General features: G+C 62.2%; 26 protein-coding genes and 1 pseudogene. 11 read left to right on the top strand and 16 right to left on the bottom strand.

The annotated features are described in order from the left end of the window. Genes NKI21_RS11280 through NKI21_RS11270 form a run of 3 tightly spaced genes read left to right on the top strand, consistent with a single transcriptional unit; the run spans position 1 to position 2,534 of the window. Complete coding sequence (locus tag NKI21_RS11280; protein ID WP_023810415.1) at positions 1-552, top strand: flavoprotein; 552 nt, start codon at positions 1-3, stop codon at positions 550-552. Next, positions 545-1,939 carry a DUF6513 domain-containing protein gene (locus NKI21_RS11275; protein WP_352440194.1) on the top strand — a complete coding sequence of 465 codons (1,395 nt, stop codon included), beginning with the start codon at positions 545-547 and terminating at the stop codon, positions 1,937-1,939. Before NKI21_RS11280 ends, NKI21_RS11275 begins: the two co-directional genes overlap by 8 nt. A gap of 4 nt (positions 1,940-1,943) precedes the next feature. Next, entirely contained in the window at positions 1,944-2,534 is a 591-nt protein-coding gene (locus NKI21_RS11270; protein ID WP_023810416.1) for a DUF447 domain-containing protein, read from the top strand. Positions 2,535-2,554: 20 nt separating this feature from the next. Here NKI21_RS11270 and NKI21_RS11265 read toward each other — a convergent pair whose 3' ends face one another. Continuing rightward, on the bottom strand, positions 2,555-3,592 hold the full coding sequence (locus NKI21_RS11265; RefSeq protein ID WP_023810417.1) for a hydantoinase/oxoprolinase family protein: 1,038 nt from the start codon (positions 3,590-3,592) through the stop codon (positions 2,555-2,557). 33 nt (positions 3,593-3,625) lie between these two features. Between NKI21_RS11265 and NKI21_RS11260 the strand changes: the two genes are divergently transcribed. After that, on the top strand, positions 3,626-4,336 hold the full coding sequence (locus NKI21_RS11260; RefSeq protein WP_128303328.1) for a HisA/HisF-related TIM barrel protein: 711 nt from the start codon (positions 3,626-3,628) through the stop codon (positions 4,334-4,336). Between the two features lie 137 nt (positions 4,337-4,473). On the opposite strand, the gene fae is transcribed toward NKI21_RS11260, so the two are convergent. The 7 genes from fae to NKI21_RS11225 all read right to left on the bottom strand — a co-directional run bounded on the left by fae (position 4,474) and on the right by NKI21_RS11225 (position 11,040). Further along, complete coding sequence (gene fae, locus NKI21_RS11255; RefSeq protein ID WP_013532036.1) at positions 4,474-4,980, bottom strand: formaldehyde-activating enzyme; 507 nt, start codon at positions 4,978-4,980, stop codon at positions 4,474-4,476. Between the two features lie 149 nt (positions 4,981-5,129). After that, entirely contained in the window at positions 5,130-6,005 is an 876-nt protein-coding gene (locus NKI21_RS11250; RefSeq protein ID WP_352440195.1) for a triphosphoribosyl-dephospho-CoA synthase, read from the bottom strand. Further along, entirely contained in the window at positions 6,002-6,949 is a 948-nt protein-coding gene (locus NKI21_RS11245; protein WP_352440196.1) for an ATP-grasp domain-containing protein, read from the bottom strand. Before NKI21_RS11245 ends, NKI21_RS11250 begins: the two co-directional genes overlap by 4 nt. A gap of 135 nt (positions 6,950-7,084) precedes the next feature. Beyond that, the gene (mch, locus tag NKI21_RS11240) at positions 7,085-8,041 is read right to left on the bottom strand and encodes a methenyltetrahydromethanopterin cyclohydrolase (protein WP_352440197.1); all 957 of its coding nucleotides are present in this window, start codon (positions 8,039-8,041) and stop codon (positions 7,085-7,087) included. Next, a complete protein-coding gene (locus NKI21_RS11235; RefSeq protein WP_352865583.1) occupies positions 8,038-9,132 on the bottom strand; it encodes an ATP-grasp domain-containing protein in 1,095 nt (364 codons plus the stop codon). The genes mch and NKI21_RS11235 overlap by 4 nt, the downstream gene beginning before the upstream one ends. 13 nt (positions 9,133-9,145) lie before the next feature. Further along, a complete protein-coding gene (locus tag NKI21_RS11230; protein ID WP_023810423.1) occupies positions 9,146-10,039 on the bottom strand; it encodes an NAD(P)-dependent methylenetetrahydromethanopterin dehydrogenase in 894 nt (297 codons plus the stop codon). A 29-nt stretch (positions 10,040-10,068) separates the two neighbouring features. Continuing rightward, on the bottom strand, positions 10,069-11,040 hold the full coding sequence (locus NKI21_RS11225) for a beta-ribofuranosylaminobenzene 5'-phosphate synthase family protein (protein ID WP_352440199.1): 972 nt from the start codon (positions 11,038-11,040) through the stop codon (positions 10,069-10,071). Positions 11,041-11,195: 155 nt separating this feature from the next. On the opposite strand from NKI21_RS11225, the gene NKI21_RS11220 reads away from it, so the two are divergent. The 7 genes from NKI21_RS11220 to NKI21_RS11190 all read left to right on the top strand — a co-directional run bounded on the left by NKI21_RS11220 (position 11,196) and on the right by NKI21_RS11190 (position 17,292). Beyond that, positions 11,196-11,576, top strand: a complete 381-nt coding sequence (locus NKI21_RS11220) for a 4a-hydroxytetrahydrobiopterin dehydratase (protein ID WP_352440200.1) — start codon at positions 11,196-11,198, stop codon at positions 11,574-11,576. 117 nt (positions 11,577-11,693) lie between these two features. After that, on the top strand, positions 11,694-12,782 hold the full coding sequence (locus NKI21_RS11215; protein WP_352440201.1) for a tungsten formylmethanofuran dehydrogenase: 1,089 nt from the start codon (positions 11,694-11,696) through the stop codon (positions 12,780-12,782). Continuing rightward, on the top strand, positions 12,776-14,407 hold the full coding sequence (locus NKI21_RS11210; RefSeq protein WP_352440202.1) for a formylmethanofuran dehydrogenase subunit A: 1,632 nt from the start codon (positions 12,776-12,778) through the stop codon (positions 14,405-14,407). The genes NKI21_RS11215 and NKI21_RS11210 overlap by 7 nt, the downstream gene beginning before the upstream one ends. After that, complete coding sequence (gene fhcD, locus NKI21_RS11205) at positions 14,395-15,303, top strand: formylmethanofuran--tetrahydromethanopterin N-formyltransferase (protein ID WP_352440203.1); 909 nt, start codon at positions 14,395-14,397, stop codon at positions 15,301-15,303. The genes NKI21_RS11210 and fhcD overlap by 13 nt, the downstream gene beginning before the upstream one ends. Then, positions 15,300-16,109 (top strand): formylmethanofuran dehydrogenase subunit C, encoded by an 810-nt coding sequence (locus tag NKI21_RS11200; RefSeq protein ID WP_352865578.1) that lies wholly within the window; start codon positions 15,300-15,302, stop codon positions 16,107-16,109. Before fhcD ends, NKI21_RS11200 begins: the two co-directional genes overlap by 4 nt. Positions 16,110-16,208: 99 nt before the next feature. Beyond that, entirely contained in the window at positions 16,209-17,039 is an 831-nt protein-coding gene (fghA, locus tag NKI21_RS11195) for an S-formylglutathione hydrolase (RefSeq protein ID WP_352440308.1), read from the top strand. After that, positions 17,023-17,292 carry a hypothetical protein gene (locus NKI21_RS11190; RefSeq protein ID WP_352440205.1) on the top strand — a complete coding sequence of 90 codons (270 nt, stop codon included), beginning with the start codon at positions 17,023-17,025 and terminating at the stop codon, positions 17,290-17,292. The genes fghA and NKI21_RS11190 overlap by 17 nt, the downstream gene beginning before the upstream one ends. Before the next feature lie 77 nt (positions 17,293-17,369). Here NKI21_RS11190 and NKI21_RS11185 read toward each other — a convergent pair whose 3' ends face one another. The 8 genes and pseudogenes from NKI21_RS11185 to NKI21_RS11150 form a co-directional block, all read right to left on the bottom strand. Further along, entirely contained in the window at positions 17,370-17,576 is a 207-nt protein-coding gene (locus NKI21_RS11185; RefSeq protein WP_127293307.1) for a type II toxin-antitoxin system HicB family antitoxin, read from the bottom strand. A 4-nt stretch (positions 17,577-17,580) separates the two neighbouring features. Then, positions 17,581-17,742 (bottom strand): annotated as a pseudogene (locus NKI21_RS11180) (type II toxin-antitoxin system HicA family toxin); the annotation flags it as partial. Positions 17,743-17,761: 19 nt separating this feature from the next. Beyond that, positions 17,762-21,538, bottom strand: a complete 3,777-nt coding sequence (locus NKI21_RS11175; RefSeq protein ID WP_352865574.1) for a vitamin B12-dependent ribonucleotide reductase — start codon at positions 21,536-21,538, stop codon at positions 17,762-17,764. Positions 21,539-22,136: 598 nt separating this feature from the next. Continuing rightward, positions 22,137-22,448, bottom strand: coding sequence for a PilZ domain-containing protein (locus NKI21_RS11170; RefSeq protein WP_023810434.1), 312 nt, complete (start codon positions 22,446-22,448; stop codon positions 22,137-22,139). Between the two features lie 132 nt (positions 22,449-22,580). Next, a complete protein-coding gene (locus NKI21_RS11165; RefSeq protein ID WP_023810435.1) occupies positions 22,581-23,069 on the bottom strand; it encodes an NUDIX hydrolase in 489 nt (162 codons plus the stop codon). 211 nt (positions 23,070-23,280) lie between these two features. Beyond that, a complete protein-coding gene (gene gpt, locus NKI21_RS11160; RefSeq protein WP_128303340.1) occupies positions 23,281-23,781 on the bottom strand; it encodes a xanthine phosphoribosyltransferase in 501 nt (166 codons plus the stop codon). Between the two features lie 132 nt (positions 23,782-23,913). Continuing rightward, complete coding sequence (locus tag NKI21_RS11155) at positions 23,914-24,747, bottom strand: universal stress protein (protein WP_023810436.1); 834 nt, start codon at positions 24,745-24,747, stop codon at positions 23,914-23,916. An 81-nt stretch (positions 24,748-24,828) separates the two neighbouring features. Further along, entirely contained in the window at positions 24,829-25,572 is a 744-nt protein-coding gene (locus NKI21_RS11150) for a competence/damage-inducible protein A (protein WP_352440207.1), read from the bottom strand. Positions 25,573-25,613: the final 41 nt, after the last annotated feature.

The raw sequence follows: 25,613 nt of genomic DNA, 5'->3' as shown, positions 1-25,613 counted from the left end.
ATGGTGAAGCTGCATGTGCCGCGCTGGGCGTGGGTTTTGACGGGTTCCGGGCATTTTTTTACGGAGAGCTTCGCACTTGTTCGCCAACTCGAACATTGCGATGTCTTCGTGTCGAAGGCCGCCAACGAAGTGCTGCGCATGTACAAGCTCAAACTTGATTTCCCGGAGACGACGCGCGTGCTGCACGACAAGACCGCGAGCGCGATCCCGGTCGGCGAATTCTACCACGGTGTCTATCACACGGTCGTGGTGGCGCCGGCCACGTCCAACACGGTCGCCAAATGCGTGCATGGCATTTCCGACACGCTCGCCACCAATGTCTTTGCCCAAGCGGGAAAGTGCCGTGTGCCAGCCATCGTCTTTGCTTGCGACACCGCACCGGAACTCGAAACCCAGGCACCGCACGGGCTGGTCAAGGTCTATCCGCGCAGGATCGATCTGGAAAATACCGAGCAGTTGAAGAGTTTCGAGCGGACCCAGGTGGTCGAGTCGCTCGCTGATCTCGAAGCCTCGCTCACACGGCGACAGGCCGAACTCGCAAGCGATGGCTGAGCGGCTGGTTTTTCTTACCGGCCATCTGGCCAAGGCGCGGCTGGAACGGCTGCTGGCCGGGCTGGGCAGAACCGAATTCGCGTGGGAAATCGTCGACGTCGGCGTCAAGGTCGCCGCGCTGATGAGCGAGGACATTGTGAAGCGTCGGCTCACTCTGACAGGAGACGCCGACCGCGTCATCCTACCCGGACGCTATCGGGGAAACATCGAGCACCTGTCGGAGCATTTCGGCGTGCCTTTTGTGCGCGGCCCCGACGAGATCGCCGACCTTCCGGCCTTCCTTGGCCGGGCGGGCAAACCGCCGGATCTGACGCGTCACGATATGCGCATCTTCGCCGAGATCGTCGATGCGCCGATGCTGTCGGTCGAGGCACTGATGGCGAGGGCCTCGATGCTAGCTGCGGCCGGCGCCGATGTCATCGATCTGGGCTGCCTGCCGGAGACGCCGTTTCCATTGCTGGCGGAGGCTGTGCGAGCGCTCAAGGCACGGGGATTTATGGTCAGCGTCGATTCGGCCAGCGTGGACGAACTGACGATCGGGGCACGCGCCGGCGCGGACTATCTTCTCAGCCTCGATGAGAACACGCTGCCGTTGATCTTCGATCATAGGGCTACGGCAGTGTTGATACCTTCCACGCCTGGCGATCTGGATTCGCTCGGCCGGGCCATCGAAGCCGCGCAAAAGGCCGGTATCGCCTTCATTGCCGATCCCGTGCTCGACCCGATCCATTTCGGCTTCGCCGTTTCACTCGGGCGCTTCATCGAGGCGCGGCGCCGCTGGCCGGACGTCGAATTGTTGATGGGCACCGGCAATCTCACCGAATTGACCGACGCGGACAGTTCTGGTGTTACGGCCGTTCTAGCGGGACTCTGCTCGGAACTCCGGATCCGAAACGTGCTGGCGGTGCATGTCAGCCCACACACGGTGCGGACGATCGAGGAGCACGATATCGCCCGCCGCGTCATGTTGGCTGCTTGCACGGACGGCGCCTTGCCGCGCGGCTATCACCCAGGCCTGTTGCAGGTCCACGATCGCAAGCCTTTCACAGCCTCAACCGACGATATCGAGGCATTGGCGGTCCAGGTGCGCGATGCCAACTTCCGGATCGCGGTAGCGGAGGACGGCATCCATGTTTTCAATAGCAAAGGGCATGCAGTTGCCACGGATGCGTTCGAACTTTTTGCCGGGCTGGACGTCAACGCCGATGGCGCACACGCTTTTTACCTCGGCGCGGAACTGATGAAGGCCGAGATCGCGTGGCGCCTCGGCAAGCGTTATGTGCAGGACGAGCCGCTCGCATGGGGCGTTGCCGCGCCGGCTCCCGAAACCGACCGTACCCGTCTTGCCGAGCCGGGCAAGACGCTCCGCGCAAGGAAAGAGCGCTAGGACCATGCCCTACATCCGCGAATCGATCATCACGACGGTCAACAAGGCAGGCAACGTCCACATCGCGCCGATCGGCATCATTGCCGAGAATGACGGCTGGGTGATTGCGCCGTTCCGGCCGTCGGTCACGCTCGACAATCTCGCCGAAGTGCCGTTCGCCATCGCCAATTATACCGACGACGTGCGTGTCTTTGCCGGCTGCCTGACAGGCCGCAAGCATTGGCCAATCGTTCCGGTTGACGGGTTTCCGGTGCCGAGGCTCGAGGCGGCGCTGGCGTATTCGGGGCTCCAAGTCCAGGCAGTCGATGACAATGGCGTGCGCCCCCGCCATTTCTGCCGCGTGGTGCGGGAGGAAGCGCTTGCGCCGTTCACCGGCCTCAACCGAGCCAAGGCGGCGGTGCTTGAGCTGGCCATCCTGGTCAGCCGGCTCGGCATGCTGCCGCGCGACAAGATCGAGGCGGAAATCGCCTACCTTTCGATCGCCATCGAAAAGACAGCAGGCGACGGTGAAAAGGAAGCCTGGGGCTGGCTGATGCAGCGTGTCAGCGATCACTTGACCGCCAAAAGTTCCGGTAGCGAGGACGCGCGAGCATAGGCGCGGGCGCCGCAACCTGCTTACGAAGGATATCCCGCCAAAAGCGCCACCGCGGACGCGGGTGCCGCGCTGCTCGCTTGCCCGCGAATGGTGTCATCAGCGGGGATGATGTCGGCGAAATCAATGTAACTGCGTTCCATGCGTTCTGCCAGTCGCCTGATCTGCCAGCGGCCGATTCCGGCGCCGACGATCGGGACATCCCGAGGCAGGGTTCCGGCAACCAGCGACGCTGCATCGTGCACTTTGCGCAGTTGCTGCTCGCTGAACCAGCGCGCGACTTCACCCCATTCCGGCGGGGTAAGGTCAGTGGCGTCGCGCCCGACCATGCGCGCCAGCCGCGCGATCGAGCCATCCACGGTCTTTTCCTTGCCGTCGGCGGGAGGGTGCCTGTCGTCGTCCTCGTCGAGCACGCCCAGGATGCGGTGAGCGTCGGCGATTGAGGCGAAATACTCGTTCATCAGCGGCGTTAGCCTGCCACGGACGGGAGCCGACGAGGCTACGCCGAACAGGAATGTTCTGGTAAAGCCGGTATAGACCAATTCGCCGGTTAGAAGCCGTCCGGCGTCGGTGTAGCCGTCATTGGCCACGGCGCCGTTCTTGATGGCGATGATATCGGTGGTGGTGGAGCCCATGTCGACGAACAGGGCATCGCCGGCAAGTTTTGCCACCAATAAGGCTGTCGCGTGCCAATTGGCGGAAGCCACATCGGCGCCTAGCTGCGCTGCCCGCTCGACCCCGACGAAACCGGATGGTCCGGCATAGACCAGCTTTTTGTCTGTGGGGAAATGGGTGGAAATCTGACCCAGCAGAGCCGCTACGCCGACATCGCGAGACGGAAAGATGTCCGACAGTTCGCCTGTCATGGTGAATGCGTTGAGATCCGCACCCGCGTAGATCGGAGCCGTTTCGTCGAGGGCTGAAGCCAGCTTGTGCAGCCCTTGCCAGAGCGGCGTTGCGATCGTTACCGCCTCGACGATGCGACCGTCTTGTGCGCGGGTCACCTTCAGATGTGCGCCGCCAATGTCGAAACCGGCAATGATGCCCTTTCTTTTTTCCACGCTTCAAGCTTTCATGACGGGGGCAATTGGTCGGTGAAAAAAGCGTTGCGTATCATTCCGGTTCTCGACCTGAAAGACGGCGTGGTGGTTCGCGCCCAGCAGGGAAAACGCGATCGCTACAGGCCGATCGTTACGCCGCTCAGCCGAAGCCCTGATGTCGTCGCGGTCGCTGAAGGACTGCGTGGGCTTTATCCTTTTTCGACCTTCTACATCGCGGATCTGGACGCTATCGAAGGCGGTGTGCCAAACAGCGACGCACTCGCCCGGCTGAGGACGATGGCGGAGCCGCCGGAACTTTGGGTCGATGCCGGTGTGGCCGACGAAAAGACACTTTTGGCGGCGCTTGCCGAACGCTCGCTGTCTCCTGTTTTGGGCTCTGAATCGCAGCGGGACGACATGTTGCTGCGGCGTTTTCGCGATCATCCCGATCTCATCCTGTCCCTTGATTTCGTCGGCGATAGTTTTTGCGGACCGCGTTCTCTTCTCGATGAGCCCGAGCTTTGGCCGCAAAAGGTGATTGTCATGACGCTGGCCAAGGTCGGTGCGGCCGCCGGTCCCGACTTCGGGCGGTTGCAGGAGGTCAAGGCCAAGGCCGGAAATCGCGCCGTCATCGCGGCCGGCGGCGTCCGAGATGAGACCGACATCAGCGCCTTGTCCGCGATGGGTGTCGCCGCGGCGCTGGTCGCAACCTCATTGCACAACGCTACGCTCACCCCCGGCCGCCTCGCGTCACTCGGCGCCTGACAATCGTCGCTCGTCAACTCCCGAAGGGCGAGCGCCCTTCGGGAGTTGACGTTTCAAAAGCCCAGAACCTTTTTCAGCCGGCGCAACAGACCATCCGTCTCAGAAGAGGGTTTTTCCTGTGCGGGGCTGTCTCTTGTCTAGGCTGCGAACGGATGCTTGACCTTGTCGCGCTGGGCCGTTGCTTCGGCGGCGGTCGGCGTTCCTGCAACGGCGCGCTGGATAGCTTCCTTTGTCGCCTCGTAATTGTATTTCTGGATCTTGGCGTCGTCCGCCGCGTCCCAATGGATGAATACCCCGACGCAGATGAACACGTCGTCCGCTTCGTTGGCCGGAATGGTCCCGTCCGCGACGCTGTCCTGCACGGCCTTTGCCACGGCGTGCTGCGCCGGGCCGAACATCTGGACCGCCTGCTTGGCGCCCTTGATCGTGACCTTGTTGAACATCACGGTGTTGGGCTTGCATTGAAGATTGGGCGCGATCACCGCCAAAAGCGAAGTAAAGCCGTCCTTGTTGTTGGTAAGCGCGTTGCAGAATGCCGTTTCGACCGCGCTCCCCCGCGGGCCGATGAGCAGGTCGACATGCGCGACTTCGTTGCCGTCTCCCACCAGCGATTCACCGACCATAACCTTTGAGATTTTTGCCATGCCAATTTCCTCCAAGACACAATTATGGTGTCCACGGACGCTGCAACCGAGCAGGCGCTCGATGGACAGCTATCCTTGTTGGCAGCGTCCGGATTTGCCCGGACCGGTTGGCTAGATAGCCGCGGAAGCACAGCTTCCGCTTTTGGAAGTCAAGCACCAACGCCGCGATTATGCAAGGTGAGGGCGAGGGTGTGGACTAAAAGAGTAGCCACGGTGAGGTCGGCCGAGGTGCCGGGATTGATGTTGTCGGCCTTTAACCGACGGTCGAACTCCATGAGCAGGCGAATGCGAGACGGTTCGTCGCCCTCGGCATGGAGCGCCGCCTGGACGGCAACGGCTTCCTGCCGCGCCTGATTTGCGACGTCAACGCCGTGCTTGCGCATCACATGGCTGTCGGGGAAGTCGGCGAAAAACGCCATGTAGACGAATATCGTCGGCCACATGCCGGTTTCTCCACGTGCCAACGCTCCATCCAGCGCCGCGAGCCCGACCCCGAACACGTCGCCGAAACAGCTGCCGTACTGGCGGGCGATCATGTCGCGGTCGGTGGCCTCCCGCATCGCGTCCAGCAAATGGATCTTCGGCTCCTGCCGCACATCGTTGGCGGCTTCTCCGAGGCCACCTGGCGCGGCCGTGACGATCGCCTCGAACACCGCCTTGGTATCCTGCACGCTCAAAGCCCGAAGCAGCGAGTCGAGATTGTCCTGCAGTCTGTCACCGCTCATTTCGGCGGCGCATATCAGTGGCCCTGTCAGAAGGATGATTCCGAGATTGGTATTGGTTGCGACCGCCAGTCGGGTCGCGCGCACCGCCTCCAGCATGCGCTGTCCGACCGGCAGACGAGGATCGGTCAGCGGCCCGGAAGAAACCTCCGCACTCATCATGAATTGAGCGGCCGACATGCCGTGTCCGTCGGCGAACAGATGGACGTTGCCCGGTTTGAGGGCTTCGATCTCCATCCTGCAGGCATCCTTGTAGCTGGCCCGGAGGCGTTCACGCGATAGCGCCAACCTAGCGGCCCTCACGAATTCGCAGGCGCGGCGAAACGGTAGGGCCGCGGCGCGGCGGCCGCTTCGGCGCGGTCGGCCAGGAGTTTCAGCAAGGCATCGGCGATTGCTTCGGCGATGTTCACGGCGACCACCGATTGCAATCCCGACCAGGCGGGCATGCTGTTCACTTCGAGTATGAGCAGATTGCCGTCGTCAGCCCGCACGATGTCCACGCCGGCAAAATCCGCGCCGACCGCAGCTGACGCGGCGACAGCCAGCGAGGCCAGTTCCGCCTTGCCATGTTCGGAAACCTGTTCCGGCACGCCGCCCCTGTTGACGTTCGTGATCCAGTCGTCGCTGATGCGGCTCATCATCGCCACGGTCTCGCCGGCGCAGACAAAGACGCGAAAATCCCGGAAAGGCGGACCGGCACGCGACACATATTGCTGAAGGTAGTAGACGCTGTTCACCTCTTCTGCGGCCGGCAGGTCCGAGAGCGTGCGGATCAGCTTTATCCCGCGGCCTTGCGCCCCGAACAATGGTTTCAGCACCAGCGGTCCCCGCGGAAGCTCTTGCGCCGCGATCTCCTCGGCGACGGCAAGTCCTTCTACGGCAAAGGTGCGTGGCGTAGGCAGGCCGGCATTTTTCAAGAGGAATGTCGTCATCGACTTGTCGACGCAGCGCTCGATCGCCTGCGCGGAATTCCACACGGGAACCGACAGTCTGCTTAACGCGTGCAGCACGCCGAGGCGCCGGGTAATCGCTTCGAACGATCCAGCGGCGATCGAACGGACGAGCACGGCGTCGGGCAGCGTGCCGCCGAAGCCAGGGATCGAAAGCCCGCTCGGGCTGCCGGTGTCGAATGCGATAGCCGCCAGCGGCGCGGCTGCAACGGCGGCGCCCCGCCGACCAAGCCCTGCCGCCAGGCCGTTGGAGCCGGTGTCCACTTTGTCGCTGACGATCAGGATGCGAGGGATCATGTGGCCTCTCGGGTGCGGGAATGTCGGCGGCGCGAGCGATTCCACGCCCTCATTGCCGCGTCCGCGGCAGGGCTGCACGAAATGCAGTCGTCGGGCAGGCGAATGACGGACGAATCCCTTTGCACCGCCATCCTCTTAGCCGAGACTCCGTTCGAGCATCTTCAGATCACGCCCACCGGCGCGAAACGTATCGCCGGTTTCGATCGCTGTCACGATCACTTCGGCCGGGCTGAACAGCAGCGGGTCGATGGCATAGAAATCGCCCTTGAACCGCGTGAAGATCTCGGCGAAGGGTTGGCCGTAGTCCCGTGAGGCGCTGCTTGGGAGTTTTTCCGCGAGTTTGCCAGCTTCTTTCGCGGATCCTTTCACGAAGAGCTGGACGCTGCCGCCATAGATGATGGCATCGTTGGTTCGGCCCATGGCGGTCAGGAAATCCGGATGGGGGGCGGGGATCGGAGCCGTTCCGATGCCATCGACAACGTTCTCCAGCGGGAATTTGAGATCGTTGATCTTGTGCAGGGCAACCTCGAGCGCGCGCGCAACGATCTGCACGCCGCCGGCAAGGCTTTGTGTCGGCGCATAGAGGAAGGTGAGCTTTTCCGTCGCCAGTCCAGTTGCCTTGCCCACTTTCTCAACGATCGCGCGGGGAGGCGGTTCGGCGGTCTCCAGGATAAGCACCGCGGACGATGCGATGTCGCGATAGGAAAGTGTTTCGAACAGCGGTTCGACCCGGGCGAGTGCCCGCGCCGGTCCAGATCCCATGGCGAAATAGTCCTGGCCAGACAGGTTCCAGCCCGCATACTGGCTGCCCAGGCAGGCTAGCACCGGCTGCGAAGATCGCGCTTCGACGGTGAACGGCCATTGCTGTGACGCGCGATCCATGAACACCGAAACGCTGCCGAGACCGCCCATCGCGGCCTCAGCCATGCGCAGCCCGGCTTCGACGCTGCCGACGGTCTTGGCGCCGGCATCGATCAGGCGCTCGCCCAATGGCCCCGTGGAGACGACGATACGCAGGCGTTCGGCGTCGCCGATCATGCCGTCAACGATGCGCTGTGCATTGTCGTTCAGGAATGCCGAACCGTCTTTCATGTCCGGTCTCCTTCCCATTGGAGTTGCAATTGACTGGCTTGTCCCTTGATGAGCCGCTTGGTCGATTGGACGCTCGGACCGCGTGCGAAGACCGTGCAGACAGGGTCGCCGGCAATCAGACGGGTGCCAGCCGACTGCTGGTCCGCTGTCCATTCAGGCCAGGCGATCGACGGAAAGTGAGTGATTGGCGTCGCGGCGTAAGTCACCATCGACGCCATCGAATCGACGAAGCGCGGCAAGCGGAAGACCTGACCCGTCGCGGCGCGCAGATGCGCTTCGATCAATGGCGCTTCGACATCGTCGAAAATGTCGAGGGTGGCGCCCGGCCTCGGATTGATCTCGATGAACTTGTAGCCATCCGGCCCGCGGATGAGATCGGCGCTGCACAATCCAACCAGGCCAGCGCGCCGCGTCAGACTTGAGAGCCAACCGCCGATGAGCGCCGCCTGTCTGCGATCGAAGCGTCTCAACCGCACGGCGCCGCCGTAGCGATAGGGCGCTGTCGGGGAGGGGGACGTCCATTGTTGGCTGAAGCCCACGACGTGCGCGGTTTGCCCGTTGCCGACGAACAGGGCCGAGATGCTGCGACCGGCAACGAAGCGCTGGAAGTAGCGGCCGGCGGTCGGGCTTTCTCCGGTTGCTCGTCTGACGTGCCCGCCACCGGCGCCGCCCGCGGTCTTGGCCACCCAGTTCTCCGGATCAGGCGGTTGGTCCCATCGCAATTGCGGATGCGGGATGCCAAGTTCGGCGCAATCATCAGCCAGCAACTGCGGATCCTTGATCCTGCGGATCGCGCCGCCGCCATTGCCTGCGAGCGGAAAGTGTCGCGCGATCTTGTCCACGGTCTCAGGCATCCGCTCAAACCCAGAGCCCAGGATAATGGCGACCGGGAGGTCGTCGCCAGCCAATCGCCGAAGCGTGTCGATGATGCGCTCGCCATCGACGCCCCCCTGCAGGTCGCCTGGCAATATCGTCGCGCGTTCTGCGAGCGCGACGGTGTCCGTATCGCAAAAGAAATCGGCGACCAGCGGACGATAGCCGGCGCGACGCGCGGCGGCGGCCAGCGCCCGGCCTGAAATTGCCGCGATCAAAAGAGATCCGGCGTTACTTGGCAATCTCGCGTGCAAGGGAAAACGCTTCCTGAAAATCGAGCGTGATCGTCTTTTCGGATTCGATCATTCTTTTGAAGAGACCGAATTCGACCTTATATTTGACATTGCCGATGGCAAGCGGACCAATGCCGACAGCTTTTGCCGTTTCGAGTGGATCACCATTGGCATTGACGGCCAATCCTTCGATGCCGGCCGGGGGAACAGCATTGACGTCGGCCGCAATAAGCAGGTCATTGCCTTTCAATTGGGCTTTGGAGACCACTTGGACGCCGGCTTTAGCGCAAGCCAGGATAATTTCGTTTGCCTCGACCAGCTTTGTCTTGCGGGCGTCGCTCGATCCGTCAGCGGCATCGACGATGATGTTGAATCTGCTTTCGATCTCGGCCGCGATCTGCTTGACCCTTTCGATGCCGTCATGGCCGACAAGTGTGACCCGTGCACCTTCCTCTGCCGCGATGACGGCGGTGCAGAAGCCGACGACGCCGGTGGCGCCGAAAACAGCCACCCTCGTATCCCTGAGCCCACGCTGGAATTTCTTCTCCAGCGCCTTTTCGACCTTGGCCACCATCGCCGCGGCCGTGGTGAACGAGCCGGCCGGATCGGCAAATACCGAAACCTGGAAAGGCGGCACCATCGCCTTCTTCGCGGCGTCGAACATGTCGAGCGCCAACGAGGCATCCTTCCCGGCGATGAAGATGCCGGTGTCGACACCCGCATCCGGCGGGCGCGAAAAGATCGCGTCCTGGACCAGGCCTGTCACTTCGGCGAGGCTTACATCGACATAGGGGACGACGGCGTCGAAACCTGCGTCGAGCGCCATATTCACGTCGAAGGGGCTCATCTGCTTCAACGGTGTCAGCATGTGCAGGATGTGTTTGCGGGCCATTTCTTGCCTTTCTGCCTGAAACGGGAGCGTCAGCTGCCGACGAGATTCAGCCTGGTTGAGCTGATCTTCGCGCCGGAGTTCCTGCCCTTGACGATCTTGATCTCAAGGCCGTCTCCAACTTTCGTCTTCCGAACCGCGTCGACGAACTTGAGTGCGGCGTCATGCGATGGCGCGAAGGCAAAGCCTGTCGGCCCCCAGGAACTCTGGCCGATGCCGACGGCGCCTTCTTCATTGAGACGGTGGGCCGCCATCTCGACCCGCTTCGAGGTGAACACGCCGCCCTGCGCCGGGGCGAAATGGCTGCCGATCAGCATCTGTATCGCGGTGACGGCGGCGCCGAATGCCGGAAGGTCCCGCTCGACCAGAGCCGGCATAATGCCCATCAGCACCCTCCGGCAGATCTCCCCGCTGCCTGCCGTTGGGAATGGCGGCAGCGAACGAAACGCCGCGACCTCGGCAGCGCCATGCAGTCCATGCCCGGAATGGTCGAGGATGAGGATGACGCGCCACTCTTCCGGAAACGGCAGCCGCGCGACGACCGGAGGCGTTCCGCCGCGGTCGTTCTTGCCGGCGTCGACTATGACGCCGCCGTCTTCGAAACTTGCGATGCCGATGCCGGATCGGCCGCCCCGCTCGAGCAGGCTGGCGTCGCCGACGATATCCAGAGGCAAATTATGGAGAGTGCGCAATGCCGAGGCGACGGCAAGGGCGATCTGCGTGCCGGACCCCAGACCCGCATGACTGGGGATCGACTGCTCGACCACCAGATGGTGCTGGCCGCGAATGCCGAGATGCTTGCAGAGCGTCGACAGATGCTCGCTGGCGCGGGTGCTCTCGGAGTCTTCGACGATGGTCTCGCCGGACCGCGACAGGGTGACGACGGTTTCGGGTTCGCTCAATGGAAGCCCGACGCTGCCGAACCGCCGTCCGGCATCGCCATTGAGATCAAGGAAGCCAAGGTGCAGGCGAGCGGGCACTCGTATGGTAACAGAATTCGACATCTGCCCCCCGATGGGTGCATCATGGATGCATCATGGAAGTTTAGGTGCCCGGTACCATGATAACTGTTTTCGTCGATGGGGCAAGCCAAAGAGAATGCATCACGTGTTTGCCGGCTCCGGCGCATAGACAGACCGAGCAATTCGCGGAGGTCGAGATGAACGAGACAGTCAAGGAAAAGGTCCATTCGGAAGCCGAGATCGCCGATCGGCTTGAGAAGGAGCTGCCGAAATGGCGTTACGAAAACGGCTGGATCCGGCGCAAATACAAGACCCACAGCTGGAAATCGACGCTCATGGTCATCAACACGGTTGGCCATCTCGCCGAGGCGGCGTGGCACCATCCCGATATCACCGCCTCCTATGCCTGGGTCGAGGTGCGCCTGACGAACCACGCGGCGAAAGGCATTACCGACAAGGATTTCGAGTTGGCGAAAAAGATCGAGGATGTTGTTCAGTGGCAGCCGGCCAAGGAAGGCGGGGCGCTGGAAGGCACTCCGCTGACCGATCAACGCTTCGCTTACGTCAAATATGACTAGGCAGGGTCGGAATTTGTTGACGCGTATGAAAACATTCGCTGATCCGCTGCAAGGTGGGGTTCACGGCCAATCCAGTTTCGTCTAGGATCGGGCCGGCACCAGAAAGTAGTTTAGCGAATGGCGGTTGCTTGGATCGGCAACCGGGAAGCGCTGATTGAGCACGCGGCTGCGCATGCCGCGTCGCTATTGTCGTCAAGTCGGTGCCCGGTTTTCAGCTTTGATACGGATATAGACGGCACCAGGGCGGCGATCGCGCTGGCCGAGCGGGCTGGCGCGGCATACGACCATGCCGATGGCGCGGCACTTGCCCGAGAGACCGCGCTTTTTACGGACACGGGGGCAATGACCGTCGCCCCCGGAGAGACGCGCCGGCGTGCCGATGTCGTGGTGATCGTGGGCGAGCTCCCGCGGATCCATCATGGTCTTGTTGGCGAACTCGCTGGAACGGTTCCCGACCTCTCGACCGGGAACCAGCGCGCGTTCTTCGTGGTAGGTCCAAACGGGATGTCTGTGCCGCCGCTGAACGGCGGGCGCAAGGCAACGCAACTTTCCTGTGGCCAAGCCAGCCTCGCCGCCACGCTGGCGGCACTGAGAGCACAGTACAAAGGGCAGCGTACATCGCAACCGGTGTCGAATTTCAATGATTTCGCCAAAGCTCTGGCGGCCGCGCATTTTCCCGTGTTCCTGTTTTCAGGCCACGCCGCCGAAGGCTTGGCTTTGGAGATGCTGCAAGGACTAATCGCCGATCTCAATCGCAAATCGCGCGCATCCGGCCTTCATCTGCCGGCGAACGAAAACGGCTGGGGAAGCACGCTCGCCTCGGCTTGGATGACAGGTTTTCCGCTGCGCACGGGCTTTGCGCGCGGCTTCCCGGAGTTCGATCCCTGGCGTTACGATGTGGCGCGCATGATCGCTGCCGGCGAAGCCGACCTGCACCTGCGGATCTCCGCCACAACGGCTCAAGCGATGGAAAAAAAGCGCCGCATGGCGCTGATTGCGTTGACGAAAACGCAAGAGCCGGTTGCCGGCGCCGTAGTCACCATCGCCATCGGCAAGGCTGGGGTCGATCACGATGCGGTTGTCTACTCCAGCCGCACGGGCTCGCTCAGGTCGATTGATGCGCAAGCGGCCTCGCAATTGCCCTCCGCCGCGACGATCATCCGCCTGATCGCTACCCATGCTTTCGCCGAGCCACTGCCATGCTGACGAAAATCGCCGGCGGCGACATCATCGATCCCGTCAACGGCCGTCTCGGCAAGGGCGACCTCTGGATCAAGGACGACAAGATCGTTCCGGCGCCGGCGGGAGGGGCGGCCGACCGGATCATCGAAGCCAGCGGCTGCATCGTGATGGCTGGCGCCATCGACATCCACTCCCACATCGGCGGCGGCAATGTGAACACCGCGCGGCTGCTCTTGCCCGAACAGCACGCCGCCCATCAGGTGAGGCCAGCAACGACGCCGCTCTCCAATGCCGGCTGGTCGACGTTCCAGACGGGCTGCCTCTACGCAAAGATGGGCTTTACGACGGTGGTCGAGCCGGCGATGTCGCCGGGAGCGGCGCTTCATACGCATCTCGAACTGGCTGACATCCCGATCATCGACAAAGCGACCCTTGCCATTCTCGGCAATGACGATTTCCTGTTGTCGATGATCCGCGACGACGCCCCCCGAACGATGATCGAAGACTATGTCGCCTGGACGGTCGCTTCGACGCGAGCGCTTGGGGTCAAGGTGATCAACGCCGGTGCGGCCGCCGCCTTCAAGGAGAACGTCCGCACCTTCGCGCTGGACGATGTCGTGCCTTCCTATGGCGTCAGTTCGCGCAAGATCGTCAAGACGCTGCAGGCCGCCGTCGACAGTCTTGGCCTGCCGCATCCCCTGCATGTCCATTGCAACAATCTGGGCAGCCCCGGATCGGCGGATACGGCGGCTGCGACGATTGCAGCGGCGGATGGGCTGCCGCTGCATCTCGCCCACCTCCAGTTCTATGGCTATGGCACGGAAGGAAAACGCGGGTTTTCTTCCGCCGCCGCACGGCTTGCCGAACTGGTCAATGCGACGCCGGAAGTCACCATCGATATCGGCCAGGTCATGTTCGGCCAGACGGTCACGGTCTCCTCCGACGTCATGCGGCAGTTTTCGGCGCGTGGCAGCGCGCACCCCAAAAAGACCGTCATTCATGACGGTGACGGCAATGGCGGCGGCATCGTGCCCTACAGCTATGGCAAGGACTTCTACGGCACGATGCAGTGGGCGATCGGGCTCGAGCTTTTTCTCCTGATCGACGATCCCTGGCGTGTGTTCTTCACCACCGATCATCCCAACGGTGCACCTTTTACCGCTTATCCGGCGCTGTTCGAACTGCTGATGAGCCGGGAAGCGCGCGCCGAAATGACCGCCGGACTTTCACGATCCGCCCTGGCGCTCTCTACCCTGGCCGCAATCGACCGCGAATACACGTTCGAGGAAATCGCCATCATGACGCGCGCGGCGCCGGCCAAGCTGCTCGGCTTGACGGATCGAGGCCATCTCGGCGCCGGTGCAATAGCCGACATCGCTGTCTATCGCAGGGACCGCAGTATCGCGAAAATGCTCGGACAAGCGGCGTATGTTTTCAAGGATGGCCATCTCGTCGTGCAAGACGGGGAAATCATCCATTACCGCTGGGGCAAGGCATTGAGGCTCAAGCCGCCTGTCGACAAGGCAATGGTGCGACGGCTCGAGGACTATCACCAGCAGCGCTACGGCTTGTCGCTGGACTGGTTCAATTTTCCGGATTCCGCGATTGCGCGCGAACAGCCATTCGGCGAGGTGCCATGCCGAACATGAGCGTCAATGGGGTGACGATCGACGATACCTTCGCCGAAGCCTTCGGCATGCGCGCAACCGCCATCGTCATCACCGCGCCGAGCCGGAAATGGGCTCGCCAGGCGGCGATCACGATGACCGGCTTCGCCACCTCGGTGATCGGTTGCGGCTGCGAAGCGGCAATCGATCTCGACCTGCCGCCATCGGCCACACCGGATGGCCGGCCGGGCTGCCGCGTCATGATTTTCGCGATGGGAACAGACGAATTGCAGAAACAACTGCTCAATCGTGTCGGCCAGTGCGTTTTGACCTCGCCGGGTTCCGCCTGCTTTGCCGGACTGCAGGGCAGCGCCGAGCTCAAGCTCGGTTCGGCGCTGCGTTATTTCGGCGACGGCTGGCAAATCTCCAAGAAGATCGGCGACAGGCATTTTTGGCGTATTCCCGTCATGGATGGCGAGTTCCTGTGCGAAGCAACGACCGGACTGACGAAGGAAGCTGTCGGTGGCGGCAATTTCTTTGTCATGGCGCAAAGCAGCCCCAACGCTTTGGTCGCCGCCGAGGCCGCGGTCGCTGCGATCGGCATGGTGCCTGGCGCCATCGTGCCGTTTCCGGGCGGCATTGCCCGTTCGGGTTCCAAGATAGGTGGCAAATACAAAGGCATGATCGCTTCGGCCAACGAAGCCTACGCCCCGACGCTGCGCGGCGTCGTCGCGAGTGAGATCGGTCCTGACATCAACGCCGTCCTGGAAATCGTCATCGATGGTGAAACCAATGATGCAGTTGCCGCCGCGATGAAGGCAGGCATCAAGGCTGTCATAAATCTAGGACCGAAAAGAGGCGCGGTTCGCATCAGCGCCGGCAATTACGGCGGTAAGCTCGGGAAATTCATCTACTCGCTGAAGGATATGCTGCCATGAAGGCGCTGACCTTCACCCTGGTTGCCGAGCCGCCGGAGCGCCTTGACCTGTCGCCGCTGACGCCGGAGCGGCTGGCCGGGATCGAAAGGCGCGACGTCGAAAGAATCCAGATCGGCATGTCGAAGCACGGATCGAAGGTGGGCGACATTTTTCGCGTCGCAGGCAGCGATCCGACAGTCATCGTGTTTGAGGGCGGAAGCACGCGCTTTGACCTTGTGGCGCAAGGCATGCGGGGTGGGTCGGTTCGCCTCGTTGGCAATGCCGGCGCCCAGGCCGGGCGCGCCATGCGCGGTGGCAAGCTGACGATCGAAGGCAATTCGGGCCCATACGCCGGCTCCGGCATGCGCGGCGGCAGGCTTGAAATAACGGGCAATGCCGGCGACCACCTCGGTGCGCCGTTCGTGGGGGAACTGGCCGGCATGAACGGCGGTGTGTTGATCGTCAGGGGCAAGGCGGGCGCCTTCGCGGCGGACCGCATGCGGCGCGGCCTGATCGCGGTGCTGAAAGGCTCCGGCGACCTTGCCGGCAGCCGCATGATCGCCGGCACGCTGGTGGTGGCCGGTGGCACCGGCGAGATGCCCGGCTATCTGATGCGTCGCGGTTCGATCCTTCTCGATCGCGCGCCGGCACGCATGTCGCCGAGCTTCGTCGAATGCGGCGCGCCCGAGAGCGTTTTCGCCGCCATCATCGATCATCATCTGATCGCCGAGGGCATTTTGAAACGGCCGCTTCTGGGGAGCGCACCGCGCAAATATGGCGGGGATAACGCAGTGCTCGGCATGGGCGAGGTTCTTTTTCCGCGCTGAGATCCGTCGACACAAGAACCATAGGATGGCAGGACGCAAGTGCTGCCGCTGGTTGGCAGTAGGGGGCGACCGTCATCCGACCCGCAACGTGGAGAACACATGAAAATCATCTCTCAAACGAAAGCCCATGGCGGCGTGCAGGGCGTCTATTCCCATTTGTCGACGAGTTGCCGTTGCGACATGACTTTTGCCGTTTTCATACCTCCGCAGGCGCGGGAGGCGCCTTGTCCCGTTGTGTGGTATCTCTCAGGCCTGACGTGCACCCACGCCAATGTAATGGACAAGGGCGAGTACAGGCGCATAGCCGCCGAGCTTGGCCTGATCGTCGTCTGTCCCGACACCAGCCCGCGCGGGGCCGACATTCCGGATGAAAAAGACAACTGGCAGTTCGGCTCCGGCGCCGGCTTCTATCTCGATGCGACGCAAGAACCTTATGCGAAGAATTATCGCATGTATTCCTATGTCACCGAGGAGTTGCCGGCTCTCATCGCGGCTGAATTTCCAGCCGATATGGCGCGCCAAGCTATCTCCGGCCATTCCATGGGCGGGCATGGCGCGCTGACGATTGCCTTGAAGAATCCGCAGCGTTTCAAAAGCTGTTCGGCGTTCGCCCCGATCGCCCAGCCAAGCACCGCCGGCTGGTCGAGACCGGCCTTTGAGAAGTATCTGGGCAAGGATGAGGCCTCGTGGCGAACCTGCGACGCGACGTCGCTCATCGACGACGGATACCGTTTCCCCGAATTTTTGGTGGACCAGGGAACGTCGGACGGATTTCTTGACGACGGGCTGAGGCCTTGGCTGCTTGAGGCGGCCTGCGCCAAAGCGGGTATTCCGCTTAAATTGCGGATGCAGGATGGATATGATCACTCGTATCTTTTCATCTCCAGCTTCATGGACGACCATCTGAGATGGCATGCTGAGAGGCTTTGATCTGGGCAGGCCGAAGGCATGGCTAGATGCAAACAAGTTATCGACTCCGACGCCTTACACCGAGGGCGCCGCGCCTGCCGCCGTCAAACGCTACACATTCAGCCCCGACGCCGCCCACGCGAAAGAACTGAAAGCAGTAGCCGACCTCAATGAAATCCCCGAGCCGCCCTGCGGCGAAATGCCTGACGGCATCCAGTATTTCGAGGTGCCCACGGGTGAGGGGCGCAAGGTGCTGTTCGTGCGGATAGGGTAGGACGAGCAGACGCTGGAGGTGTTGCCGTAGAGATAGCAGGCGGGATCAGAGCCTGATCCGATTGAGTGAATTGCCTTCTACGCCTCTACGTATTCCGCGAGGCTGACACCCTTGGGCACATCCAGCCCATCGGCTCGCAAACCTTCGATGTGAAAGCGTATTGCATCGCGAATCTCGGTTTCCACTTCAGGCACAGTGGCACCTGTCGCGATGCAGCCGGGTAGGTCCGGCACATAGGCAGAGAAATTACTTCCTGCTTTTTCAATCACCACCGCGTAACGCATGTCATCACTCCTTCAAACCTGACTGCTTGAGGATGCTGTTCAGTGTTCCCTGTGCAACCTCTTCAGACGGCTTGCCAGCCACGGTGACGCGGCCGGCTTTGACTTCATGCTTATATTGGCGATGGCTGCCCTTGGTTGCAACCAGATACCAGCCGTCGAACTGTAAGCCGAGGTGGCACTAGACCTCAGCTGCACCCGCTCGTGGAGCCGCACGTATCGCACTTCTCACAAGTCCCGTTCCGCACCATGGTGAAATTCTGGCACTCGGAGCAGGAATTGCCGGTGTAGCCCTGGAGCAGGGACTTGGCGCGGCGGTCGTTGGCGAGTTTCTTGGCTTCGGCCGCCTCGACGGCCGCGGCGTCGGTGAACAATCCCGCGGTGGCGTCGGATGCAGCCGCTTCCTCGAAGGCGATGTCCTCGGCCAGTTCCTTCGCCCGCTCCTCATAGTCGCGCTTGTAGGCGACCGCTTCGTCGCTGGCTGGCTTCAGCGCCAGCACGTTGGAGCCGGAGAAGGCGGTCGGTGCCGAGCGGGCAGGGGCGCCCGAGGGGGCTGCAAAGCCTTTCGGATCGTTGCCGCTGACGCGCGACACCAGCTTCACCGGCGAGGCGCCACGGGTCAGGCCCTTGGAGACCGCATCGGTCTTGCCTTCGCTGATGCCACGGCCAAGTGCGGTGTTGGAAAAGTCCGACTGGTCGACATGGGCGAGGTCGTTGCGGCCGAGATAGGAGATCGCCAGCTCGCGGAACACGTAGTCGAGGATCGACGTCGCGCTCTTGATGGCGTCATTGCCCTGCACCATGCCGGCCGGCTCGAACTTGGTGAAGGTGAAGGCATGCACATATTCGTCGAGTGGCACGCCATATTGCAGGCCCAGCGAAATGGCGATGGCGAAGTTGTTGAGAAGGCCGCGCAAGGTCGCGCCTTCCTTGTTCATGTCGATGAAGATCTCGCCGAGACGGCCATCGTCATATTCGCCGGTGCGCAGGAAAATGGTGTTGCCACCGATCTTGGCCTTCTGCGTGTAACCCTTGCGGCGTCCGGGCAGCTTTTCCTGCTCGCGCGACACGCGCTCGATGATGCGCTCGACGATCCGCTCGGTGATCTGTGCGGCACGTGCTGCCGCAGGTGCGGCGAGCAGCTGCTCGACGGCATCATCCTCGTCATCCTCGCCATCGGCGAGCAGCGAGGAGTTCAGCGGCTGCGACAGCTTCGAGCCGTCGCGGTAGAGCGCGTTGGCCTTCAGCGCCAGCTTCCACGACAGCATGTAGGCGCCCTTGGCGTCTTCCACCGTCGCATCGTTGGGCATGTTGATGGTCTTGGAGATGGCGCCGGAAATGAAGGGCTGTGCAGCCGCCATCATCTGGATGTGGCTGTTGATCGAAAGCGAGCGCTTGCCGATCTTGCCGCACGGGCTGGCGCAATCGAACACCGCCAGGTGTTCGGCCTTGAGGAACGGTGCGCCTTCCAGCGTCATCGCACCACAGACATGGATGTTGGCGGCCTCGATGTCTTTGCGGGAGAAGCCGAGCGCCGGCAGGATCTCGAACGAGAAGTCGTTGAGCTGCTCGTCGGTGAACCCGAACGTCTCCTTCACCCAGTCGGCGCCGAGCGTCCACTGGTTGAAGACGAACTTGATGTCGAAGGCCGATTTCAAGGCTGCGTTGAGCGCGGCGATCTTGTCGTCGGTGAAGCCCTTGGCCTTGAGCGCGCCGGGGTTGATGGCGGGCGCCTGGTTGAGGTTGCCGTGGCCAACCGCATAGGCCTCCATCTCCGCGATCTGGGCTTCGGAGTAGCCGAGCGTGCGCAGCGCTTCCGGCACGGCGCGGTTGATGATTTTGAAATAGCCGCCGCCGGCCAGTTTCTTGAACTTCACCAGCGCGAAGTCGGGCTCGATGCCGGTGGTGTCGCAATCCATGACCAGACCGATCGTGCCGGTCGGCGCAATCACGGTCGCCTGCGCGTTGCGGTAGCCATGCTCCTCGCCGAGTTCGATGGCGCGGTCCCAGGCGGCCTTAGCGTGGGTAGCAAGGTCCTGCTGCTTCAGGTCGGAAGCGACCAGCGGCACCGGATTGACGGCGAGCTTCTCGTAGCCCTGCTTCTCGCCATAGGCGGCACGGCGATGGTTGCGCATGACGCGCAGCATGTTCTGCGCATTGCGGTCGTAGTCGGCGAAGGCGCCGAGCTCGCCGGCCATCTCGGCCGAGGTGGCATAGGCCATGCCGGTCATGATCGCGGTGAGTGCGGCGCAGATCGCGCGGCCTTCATCGGAGTCGTAGGGAATGCCCGACGTCATCAGCAGGCCGCCGATATTGGCATAGCCGAGGCCGAGCGTGCGGTATTCGTAGGACTGCTTGGCGATCTCCTTCGACGGGAACTGCGCCATCATGACCGAGATTTCGAGAACGATGGTCCACAGCCGCACCGTGTGCTCGTAGGCTGCGATGTCGATCGTGCCGTCAGCGTTGCGGTAGGGCAGCAGATTGATCGAGGCGAGGTTGCAGGCCGTGTCGTCGAGGAACATGTACTCCGAGCACGGGTTCGACGCCCGGATCGCACCGGCCGATGCGCAGGTGTGCCAGTCGTTCATCGTGGTGTTGAAATGCAGGCCCGGATCGGCCGACGCCCAGGCGGCGTAACCGATCTTTTCCCAGAGATCCCTGGCCTTCAGCGTCTTCAACACCTTGCCGTCCTTGCGGGCGGTCAGGTGCCAGTCGGCATCGTCCTCGACGGCGCGCAGGAAATTGTCCTTCAGCGACACCGAATTGTTGGAGTTCTGGCCCGAAACCGTGAGGTAGGCATCCGAATCCCAGTCGGTGTCGTAGGTCTTGAACGACATCGAGCTATAGCCCTGCTTGGCGAACTGGATGACGCGGTAGATGTAGTTCTCCGGCACGGCCGACTTCTTGGCCGCCTTGATCTCGCGCTTCAGCGCGGAGTTGATCGACGGGTCGAAGCAGTCGTCGCCATTGCCTTCGCAGTGGACGCAGGCCTTCATGATCGCTTCGAGATGCTTCTTGACGATCTTCGAGCCGGTCACCAGCGAGGCGACCTTCTGCTCTTCATTCACCTTCCAGTCGATGAATTCCTCGATATCGGGGTGGTCGGCGTCGACGATGACCATCTTCGCGGCGCGGCGCGTGGTGCCGCCCGACTTGATCGCGCCCGCCGCGCGGTCGCCGATCTTGAGGAAGCTCATCAGGCCCGACGAGCGCCCGCCGCCGGACAGTTTTTCGCCTTCGCCGCGCAGCAGCGAGAAGTTGGAGCCGGTGCCGGAGCCGTATTTGAACAGGCGCGCTTCACGCACCCACAGATCCATGATGCCGCCCTCGTTGACGAGGTCGTCCTGTACGCCCTGGATGAAGCAGGCATGCGGCTGCGGATGCTCGTAGGAGGATTTCGACTTGGTCAGCTTGCCGGTGAACGGGTCGACATAGAAGTGGCCTTGGCTAGGGCCATCAATGCCATAGGCCCAGTGCAGGCCGGTGTTGAACCATTGCGGCGAGTTCGGCGCGACGCGCTGGGTGGCCAGCATGTAGGCAAGCTCGTCGCGGAAGGCGCGCGCGTCTTCCTCCGACCCCTTGAAGTAGCCGCCTTTCCAGCCCCAGTAAGTCCAGGTGCCGGCAAGCCGGTCGAAGACCTGGCGGGCGTCGATCTCGGAACCGTAGCGCTCGGCTTCCGGCAGCTTCGCCAGTTCCGCCTCATCGGCGACGGAGCGCCACAGGAAGGAGGGGACGTCGTTCTCCTCGATCTTCTTAAGGCGTGCGGGGACACCGGCCTTGCGGAAATATTTCTGCGCCAGGATATCGGCTGCAACCTGGGAGAACTGCGCCGGCACGTCGATATTGTCCAAGCGGAACACCACCGAACCATCCGGATTCTTGATCTCCGAAAGCGCCTTGCGGAATTCGATCTCCGCATAGGCAGATTGTCCTGGCTTGGTGAAACGACGCTCGATGCGCATTGGTCCGGTCCCTTTTGTCTATATATAGCGCTTTTCCCAAGGGATTTCTGCCCCCGATGCGAAACGCGCATGTCCGCCGTCTGCCGGGCGTTCGAAACGACCGGCTCTCCATTTTCGCGGTCTCCGCCGGCCCTGCTGGTCAAACTCCTTGCGAAGTATCTGTCCAACGCGCCGACGAACCCGCGGGTCCCTCAAAACTGATTTTTTCCGATTCCCTCGATCGAGGGAAATTCACACTATCTAGCGTCGAACCTACCTGCAAACACTAAATATAGTATTAACAGACAATTTATTCAAGCCCGACAATTGTCCCTATCGTCCCAACCGCCCCACAATCCCAACGCTTCCGCCGGCCTCGTAAACAGGCGGAAATGCGAGCAAAAACGCACATAGTCCGGGAAAAAAGACCGGGCTCAGAACTTTCCGGTCGCACTCTCAACAGGAGCACATGGCCTATAAAAGGCGACTCGTTTTGCGCCGTCAAGGATTCGTTTGCGTAGCTTTTGTGACCCCAACATCTTGTGTGTCACATATGTGGATAACGGGGATAGAATGCAGGCGCGGATCACGATTTTCCGCGCGCAAGCTTGCCCGGGCGTCAGCCGTAATGCAGCCGGGGTTTTGGCTCGGTGCCGGTGAACTGCACCCCGATACGGTCGTTGCGTCGCCAGCGGACCTCGCAACGATAGGCAATGCCGTCGAGCGGCACATAGAGAAGGAAGCGATCTGGGACCCGGGCTTCGAGCGGTATCTTCAGTTCGGCGCCGCCGTCGTGCTGATTGCGCAGCGTGCAGCCCACTTCCGAATTCGAAATTCCGGTGATGATCGACCCGCCCTTGAGCACGCGCGGACGACGCTCGCGCTGGGGCTCGTCGGACTCGTTTGGAATTGGATTTGCGGGATTTGCCATCGATCAAAAATACCAGAGCTGCCGAATCCTATCCTTGATTCCTTAGCAAAGCATTCATGTCGATACGCGGCAACGCATGTCCAGCCCTTGCAAGCCAGTCCCGTTTTGCAAAGAGCGCGGTGTGGCCGCCCGTCAGGAGAAGCTGTGCGGGTCGGCGCAGAAATAGGCGATGATCTGGCAAAGGTCGGGTTCGTTGACCATGCGCACCGCTTCGCTTGCGCGGACCCATTTGCGGGTGCGTGAGTGTTTTTCCTTCCAGCGGTCCGCGACTTTGTCGACATGCAGCGGAAACACCAGGACCTCGCACGGCACTTCTTCGCCGGAAGCCAGTACCTTGGCGTAGAAGTAACGGCCGGCTTCAAGATGAGAGACACGACCGCGCAGCCCGGCCTCCTCGCCGGCTTCGCGCGCCGCGGCCTCGCAGAGCGGCTCCCTGGCCTCGGGCCAGCCCTTGGGCAACACCCATCGACCCGTATCGCGGCTGGTGATCAGCATGATCTCGACGCCGTCTCCCGTGTCGCGCCAAGGCAGGGCGGCAACCTGCAGGCGGCACGGCGCCGTGCCGAAGAGCCGTCGGACCCTTTCGGCCAGATGATTGTGTGTCGTTGGCCTCGTCAACATCGAAGAAGCTAGCCCCAGCCTCCGGAATCGTTTGCCGTCTCACGAATCTTACGGCTAATTGTCGGCAATAAAAGTAAAAAATTTCATTCGCCTGGCCGATTTCCGCTGATAGACGTCGATTTCACAAAATATCCGGCCCTGCCGGACCTGTTTGCGAAAGCAAATCATCCCCAGTGCAAGCTGCCGGTCTGTAACAGGCAGGTAGTTCGAATCAGCCCGCGTGGTCGTCGGCGATCGGCTTCTGGTAGGTGAAGCCCATGTCCCACGGGAAATAGATCCAGGTGTCCTGGCTGACTTCGGTGACGAAAGTATCGACCAGCGGCCGGCCTTTCGGCTTGGCGTAGACGGTGGCGAAATGCGCCTTGGGCATCATCGCGCGCACGATGCCCGCCGTCTTGCCGGTGTCGGTCAGGTCATCGATGATCAGCACGCCGGCGCCGTCTTCGGCGAGCAGGGCAGGGGTGATCTCCTTGAGGACCTGCAGCTGCCCCTGGCTGGTATAGTCGTGATAGGAGGCGACGCAGACCGTCTCGATGACGCGGATGCCGAGTTCACGCGAGATGATCGCCGCGGGGACCAGCCCGCCTCGCGTGATGCAGACGATCGCTTTCCATTGTCCCTTGTTGGCGCCGGAAAGCCGCCAGGCGAGCGCCCGGGCGTCGCGATGGAACTGGTCCCAGGAGACCGGAAAGGCTTTTTCGGGAAGGGACATGTCGCGCACTCCACAGCACGCGGGGATCGCGCGCAGGTAAACAGGGGAATGCGCGCGGAATTAGCTGGAAAGCCCCCATCTTGGCAAGAGCAAGGGCCTTGGCAAAGGCAAGGGCCAACGATCGGTGTGGACCTACCGCGACAGGAAGGCTGCCACCGGCGCGGTGCGCAGCACGCTGCGCGTCACGCCGCCGAACAGAAGCTGACGCAGCCATGAGTGGCTGTAGGCACCAAGCACCAGCAGATCGGCGCCGGTTTCCGCGATCCTGGTCTGGATGATGTCATCGACCGAACTGCCGCCCGACTGCTGCACCGAGACGCTGACGGTGGCGCCGTGGCGCGATAGCGCCGACGCGATTTCGGCGCCGGCGGCCTCCGGGCTGTCGTCGAGCGTTTCAGGAGGGTCGATAACCAATATGTCGGTCTTCTCGGCTTCGATGATGAAGGGCAGCGCGTCGAAGGCGGCGCGTGCCGCTTCCTTGCTTCCGTTCCAGGCGAGCAAGACGCGTTTGAAGGTGGTGATCAGCGGACCCTCGTGCGGCACCACCAGCACGGGCCGGCCGGCATCGTAGACCAGCGTGTCTACGTCCGCGCTGGAATCGCCGCCCGTTTCGCGCTGCGCCGCTATGATCAGGTCGGCGGCCCGCACGCTTGAAATCCCGGTCAGCGCGCTGTCACCCGAAAAGCTTTCCAGGCTTCGCCACTCGAAGGAAAGACCGGAATCCTCGATATGCCTGAGAAACAGCGTCCTCAACTTCTCGGCCCGTTCCCGGTTCATGTCTGCCGAAACCTGCAGGAATTCGGTGTCGGGAAAGCCTGTGGCGGAGGTGTAGGGCACGGGAAGCGTTTCGGCGTGGATGCCGACCAGATGGCTCTGAAACCGGGTGGCGAGCGGAATGGCGCAGTCGAGCACGCGCTCGGCGTCCTGCTCGTTCTGCAGAATGGCGACGATGGTTTTGAATCGCATGATGATCCCTCAATCTACGAGCTAGCGAACTCGTGCCGGGGAAACGTTGCAGCGTCGTGCTTGGTTCCGGTCTGGCTCAGATCAGCCGGGATTGTCGGCGAACCCCGCGACCATTGCCTCGACATCGGCGCGGGCGGCGTCCAGCGCCTCCTGGCTGCGGGCACGCACGACCAACTCGGTCCAGAACTTGCCATCGCCATATTTCGGGTAGGAGCCGATGATCGTATCGGGATGCGCTTTCTGGATATCACCCAGCGGCCCGCCGATGAGGCCTTCGCCGAACGGGCAGGGCACGGTCGCCGACAGCATCTTCGTGCCGGCCTTCAGCGTCGGCACGACATTGTCGAGCATGGCTTGGAAAATCGATGGCACGCCGGCCATGACGTGGACGTTGCCGATGCGGAAGCCAGGCGCGACCGACACCGGATTGTCGATGAGATCGGCGCCGCGCGGCATCCGTGCCATGCGCTTGCGGGCCTGCGTGTATTCGATGCCGCGCGCGGCATAGCTCGCCTCCAGCATCGCATAGGCCTTGGCATCGTATTCGCAAGGCACGCCAAAAGCCTTGGAGATGGAATCGGCTGTAATGTCGTCATGCGTCGGGCCGATGCCGCCGGTGGTGAACACATAGGTGTAACGACTGCGCACGGCATTCACCGCTGCGATGATCTCGTCTTCCTCGTCAGGGACGATGCGCACTTCCTTCAGGTCGATGCCGATCGCCGTCATGATGTCGGCGAGATGGCCGATGTTCTTGTCCTTGGTGCGGCCGGACAGAATCTCATCGCCGATGACGAGCATGGCGGCGGTCACGATTTCAGGCATGGAAGGCTCCGGCAAGGCGAGTGGCCTGGGAAGGCGAGTGG

The sequence above is a fragment of the Mesorhizobium sp. M0715 genome, from assembly GCF_040320355.1.
In the GTDB taxonomy this organism is placed as follows: domain Bacteria; phylum Pseudomonadota; class Alphaproteobacteria; order Rhizobiales; family Rhizobiaceae; genus Mesorhizobium.
The sequence above is the reverse complement of the archived record's forward strand: the minus strand, read 5'-3'. Positions and strand labels throughout refer to the sequence as shown.

Bases quoted from the DNA above. Each gene is read 5' to 3' on its own strand.
- NKI21_RS11150 (WP_352440207.1), bottom strand. From the start codon at position 25,572: ATGCCTGAAATCGTGACCGCCGCCATGCTCGTCATCGGCGATGAGATT.
- gpt (WP_128303340.1), bottom strand. From the start codon at position 23,781: ATGTCCCTTCCCGAAAAAGCCTTTCCGGTCTCCTGGGACCAGTTCCAT.
- NKI21_RS11210 (WP_352440202.1), top strand. From the start codon at position 12,776: ATGCTGACGAAAATCGCCGGCGGCGACATCATCGATCCCGTCAACGGC.
- NKI21_RS11190 (WP_352440205.1), top strand. From the start codon at position 17,023: ATGCTGAGAGGCTTTGATCTGGGCAGGCCGAAGGCATGGCTAGATGCA.
- NKI21_RS11200 (WP_352865578.1), top strand. From the start codon at position 15,300: ATGAAGGCGCTGACCTTCACCCTGGTTGCCGAGCCGCCGGAGCGCCTT.
- NKI21_RS11215 (WP_352440201.1), top strand. From the start codon at position 11,694: ATGGCGGTTGCTTGGATCGGCAACCGGGAAGCGCTGATTGAGCACGCG.
- NKI21_RS11155 (WP_023810436.1), bottom strand. From the start codon at position 24,747: ATGCGATTCAAAACCATCGTCGCCATTCTGCAGAACGAGCAGGACGCC.
- NKI21_RS11275 (WP_352440194.1), top strand. From the start codon at position 545: ATGGCTGAGCGGCTGGTTTTTCTTACCGGCCATCTGGCCAAGGCGCGG.
- NKI21_RS11165 (WP_023810435.1), bottom strand. From the start codon at position 23,069: ATGTTGACGAGGCCAACGACACACAATCATCTGGCCGAAAGGGTCCGA.
- mch (WP_352440197.1), bottom strand. From the start codon at position 8,041: ATGAAAGACGGTTCGGCATTCCTGAACGACAATGCACAGCGCATCGTT.
- NKI21_RS11280 (WP_023810415.1), top strand. From the start codon at position 1: ATGGTGAAGCTGCATGTGCCGCGCTGGGCGTGGGTTTTGACGGGTTCC.
- NKI21_RS11245 (WP_352440196.1), bottom strand. From the start codon at position 6,949: ATGATCCCTCGCATCCTGATCGTCAGCGACAAAGTGGACACCGGCTCC.
- fhcD (WP_352440203.1), top strand. From the start codon at position 14,395: ATGCCGAACATGAGCGTCAATGGGGTGACGATCGACGATACCTTCGCC.
- NKI21_RS11175 (WP_352865574.1), bottom strand. From the start codon at position 21,538: ATGCGCATCGAGCGTCGTTTCACCAAGCCAGGACAATCTGCCTATGCG.
- fae (WP_013532036.1), bottom strand. From the start codon at position 4,980: ATGGCAAAAATCTCAAAGGTTATGGTCGGTGAATCGCTGGTGGGAGAC.
- NKI21_RS11220 (WP_352440200.1), top strand. From the start codon at position 11,196: ATGAACGAGACAGTCAAGGAAAAGGTCCATTCGGAAGCCGAGATCGCC.
- NKI21_RS11170 (WP_023810434.1), bottom strand. From the start codon at position 22,448: ATGGCAAATCCCGCAAATCCAATTCCAAACGAGTCCGACGAGCCCCAG.
- fghA (WP_352440308.1), top strand. From the start codon at position 16,209: ATGAAAATCATCTCTCAAACGAAAGCCCATGGCGGCGTGCAGGGCGTC.
- NKI21_RS11185 (WP_127293307.1), bottom strand. From the start codon at position 17,576: ATGCGTTACGCGGTGGTGATTGAAAAAGCAGGAAGTAATTTCTCTGCC.
- NKI21_RS11225 (WP_352440199.1), bottom strand. From the start codon at position 11,040: ATGTCGAATTCTGTTACCATACGAGTGCCCGCTCGCCTGCACCTTGGC.
- NKI21_RS11270 (WP_023810416.1), top strand. From the start codon at position 1,944: ATGCCCTACATCCGCGAATCGATCATCACGACGGTCAACAAGGCAGGC.
- NKI21_RS11230 (WP_023810423.1), bottom strand. From the start codon at position 10,039: ATGGCCCGCAAACACATCCTGCACATGCTGACACCGTTGAAGCAGATG.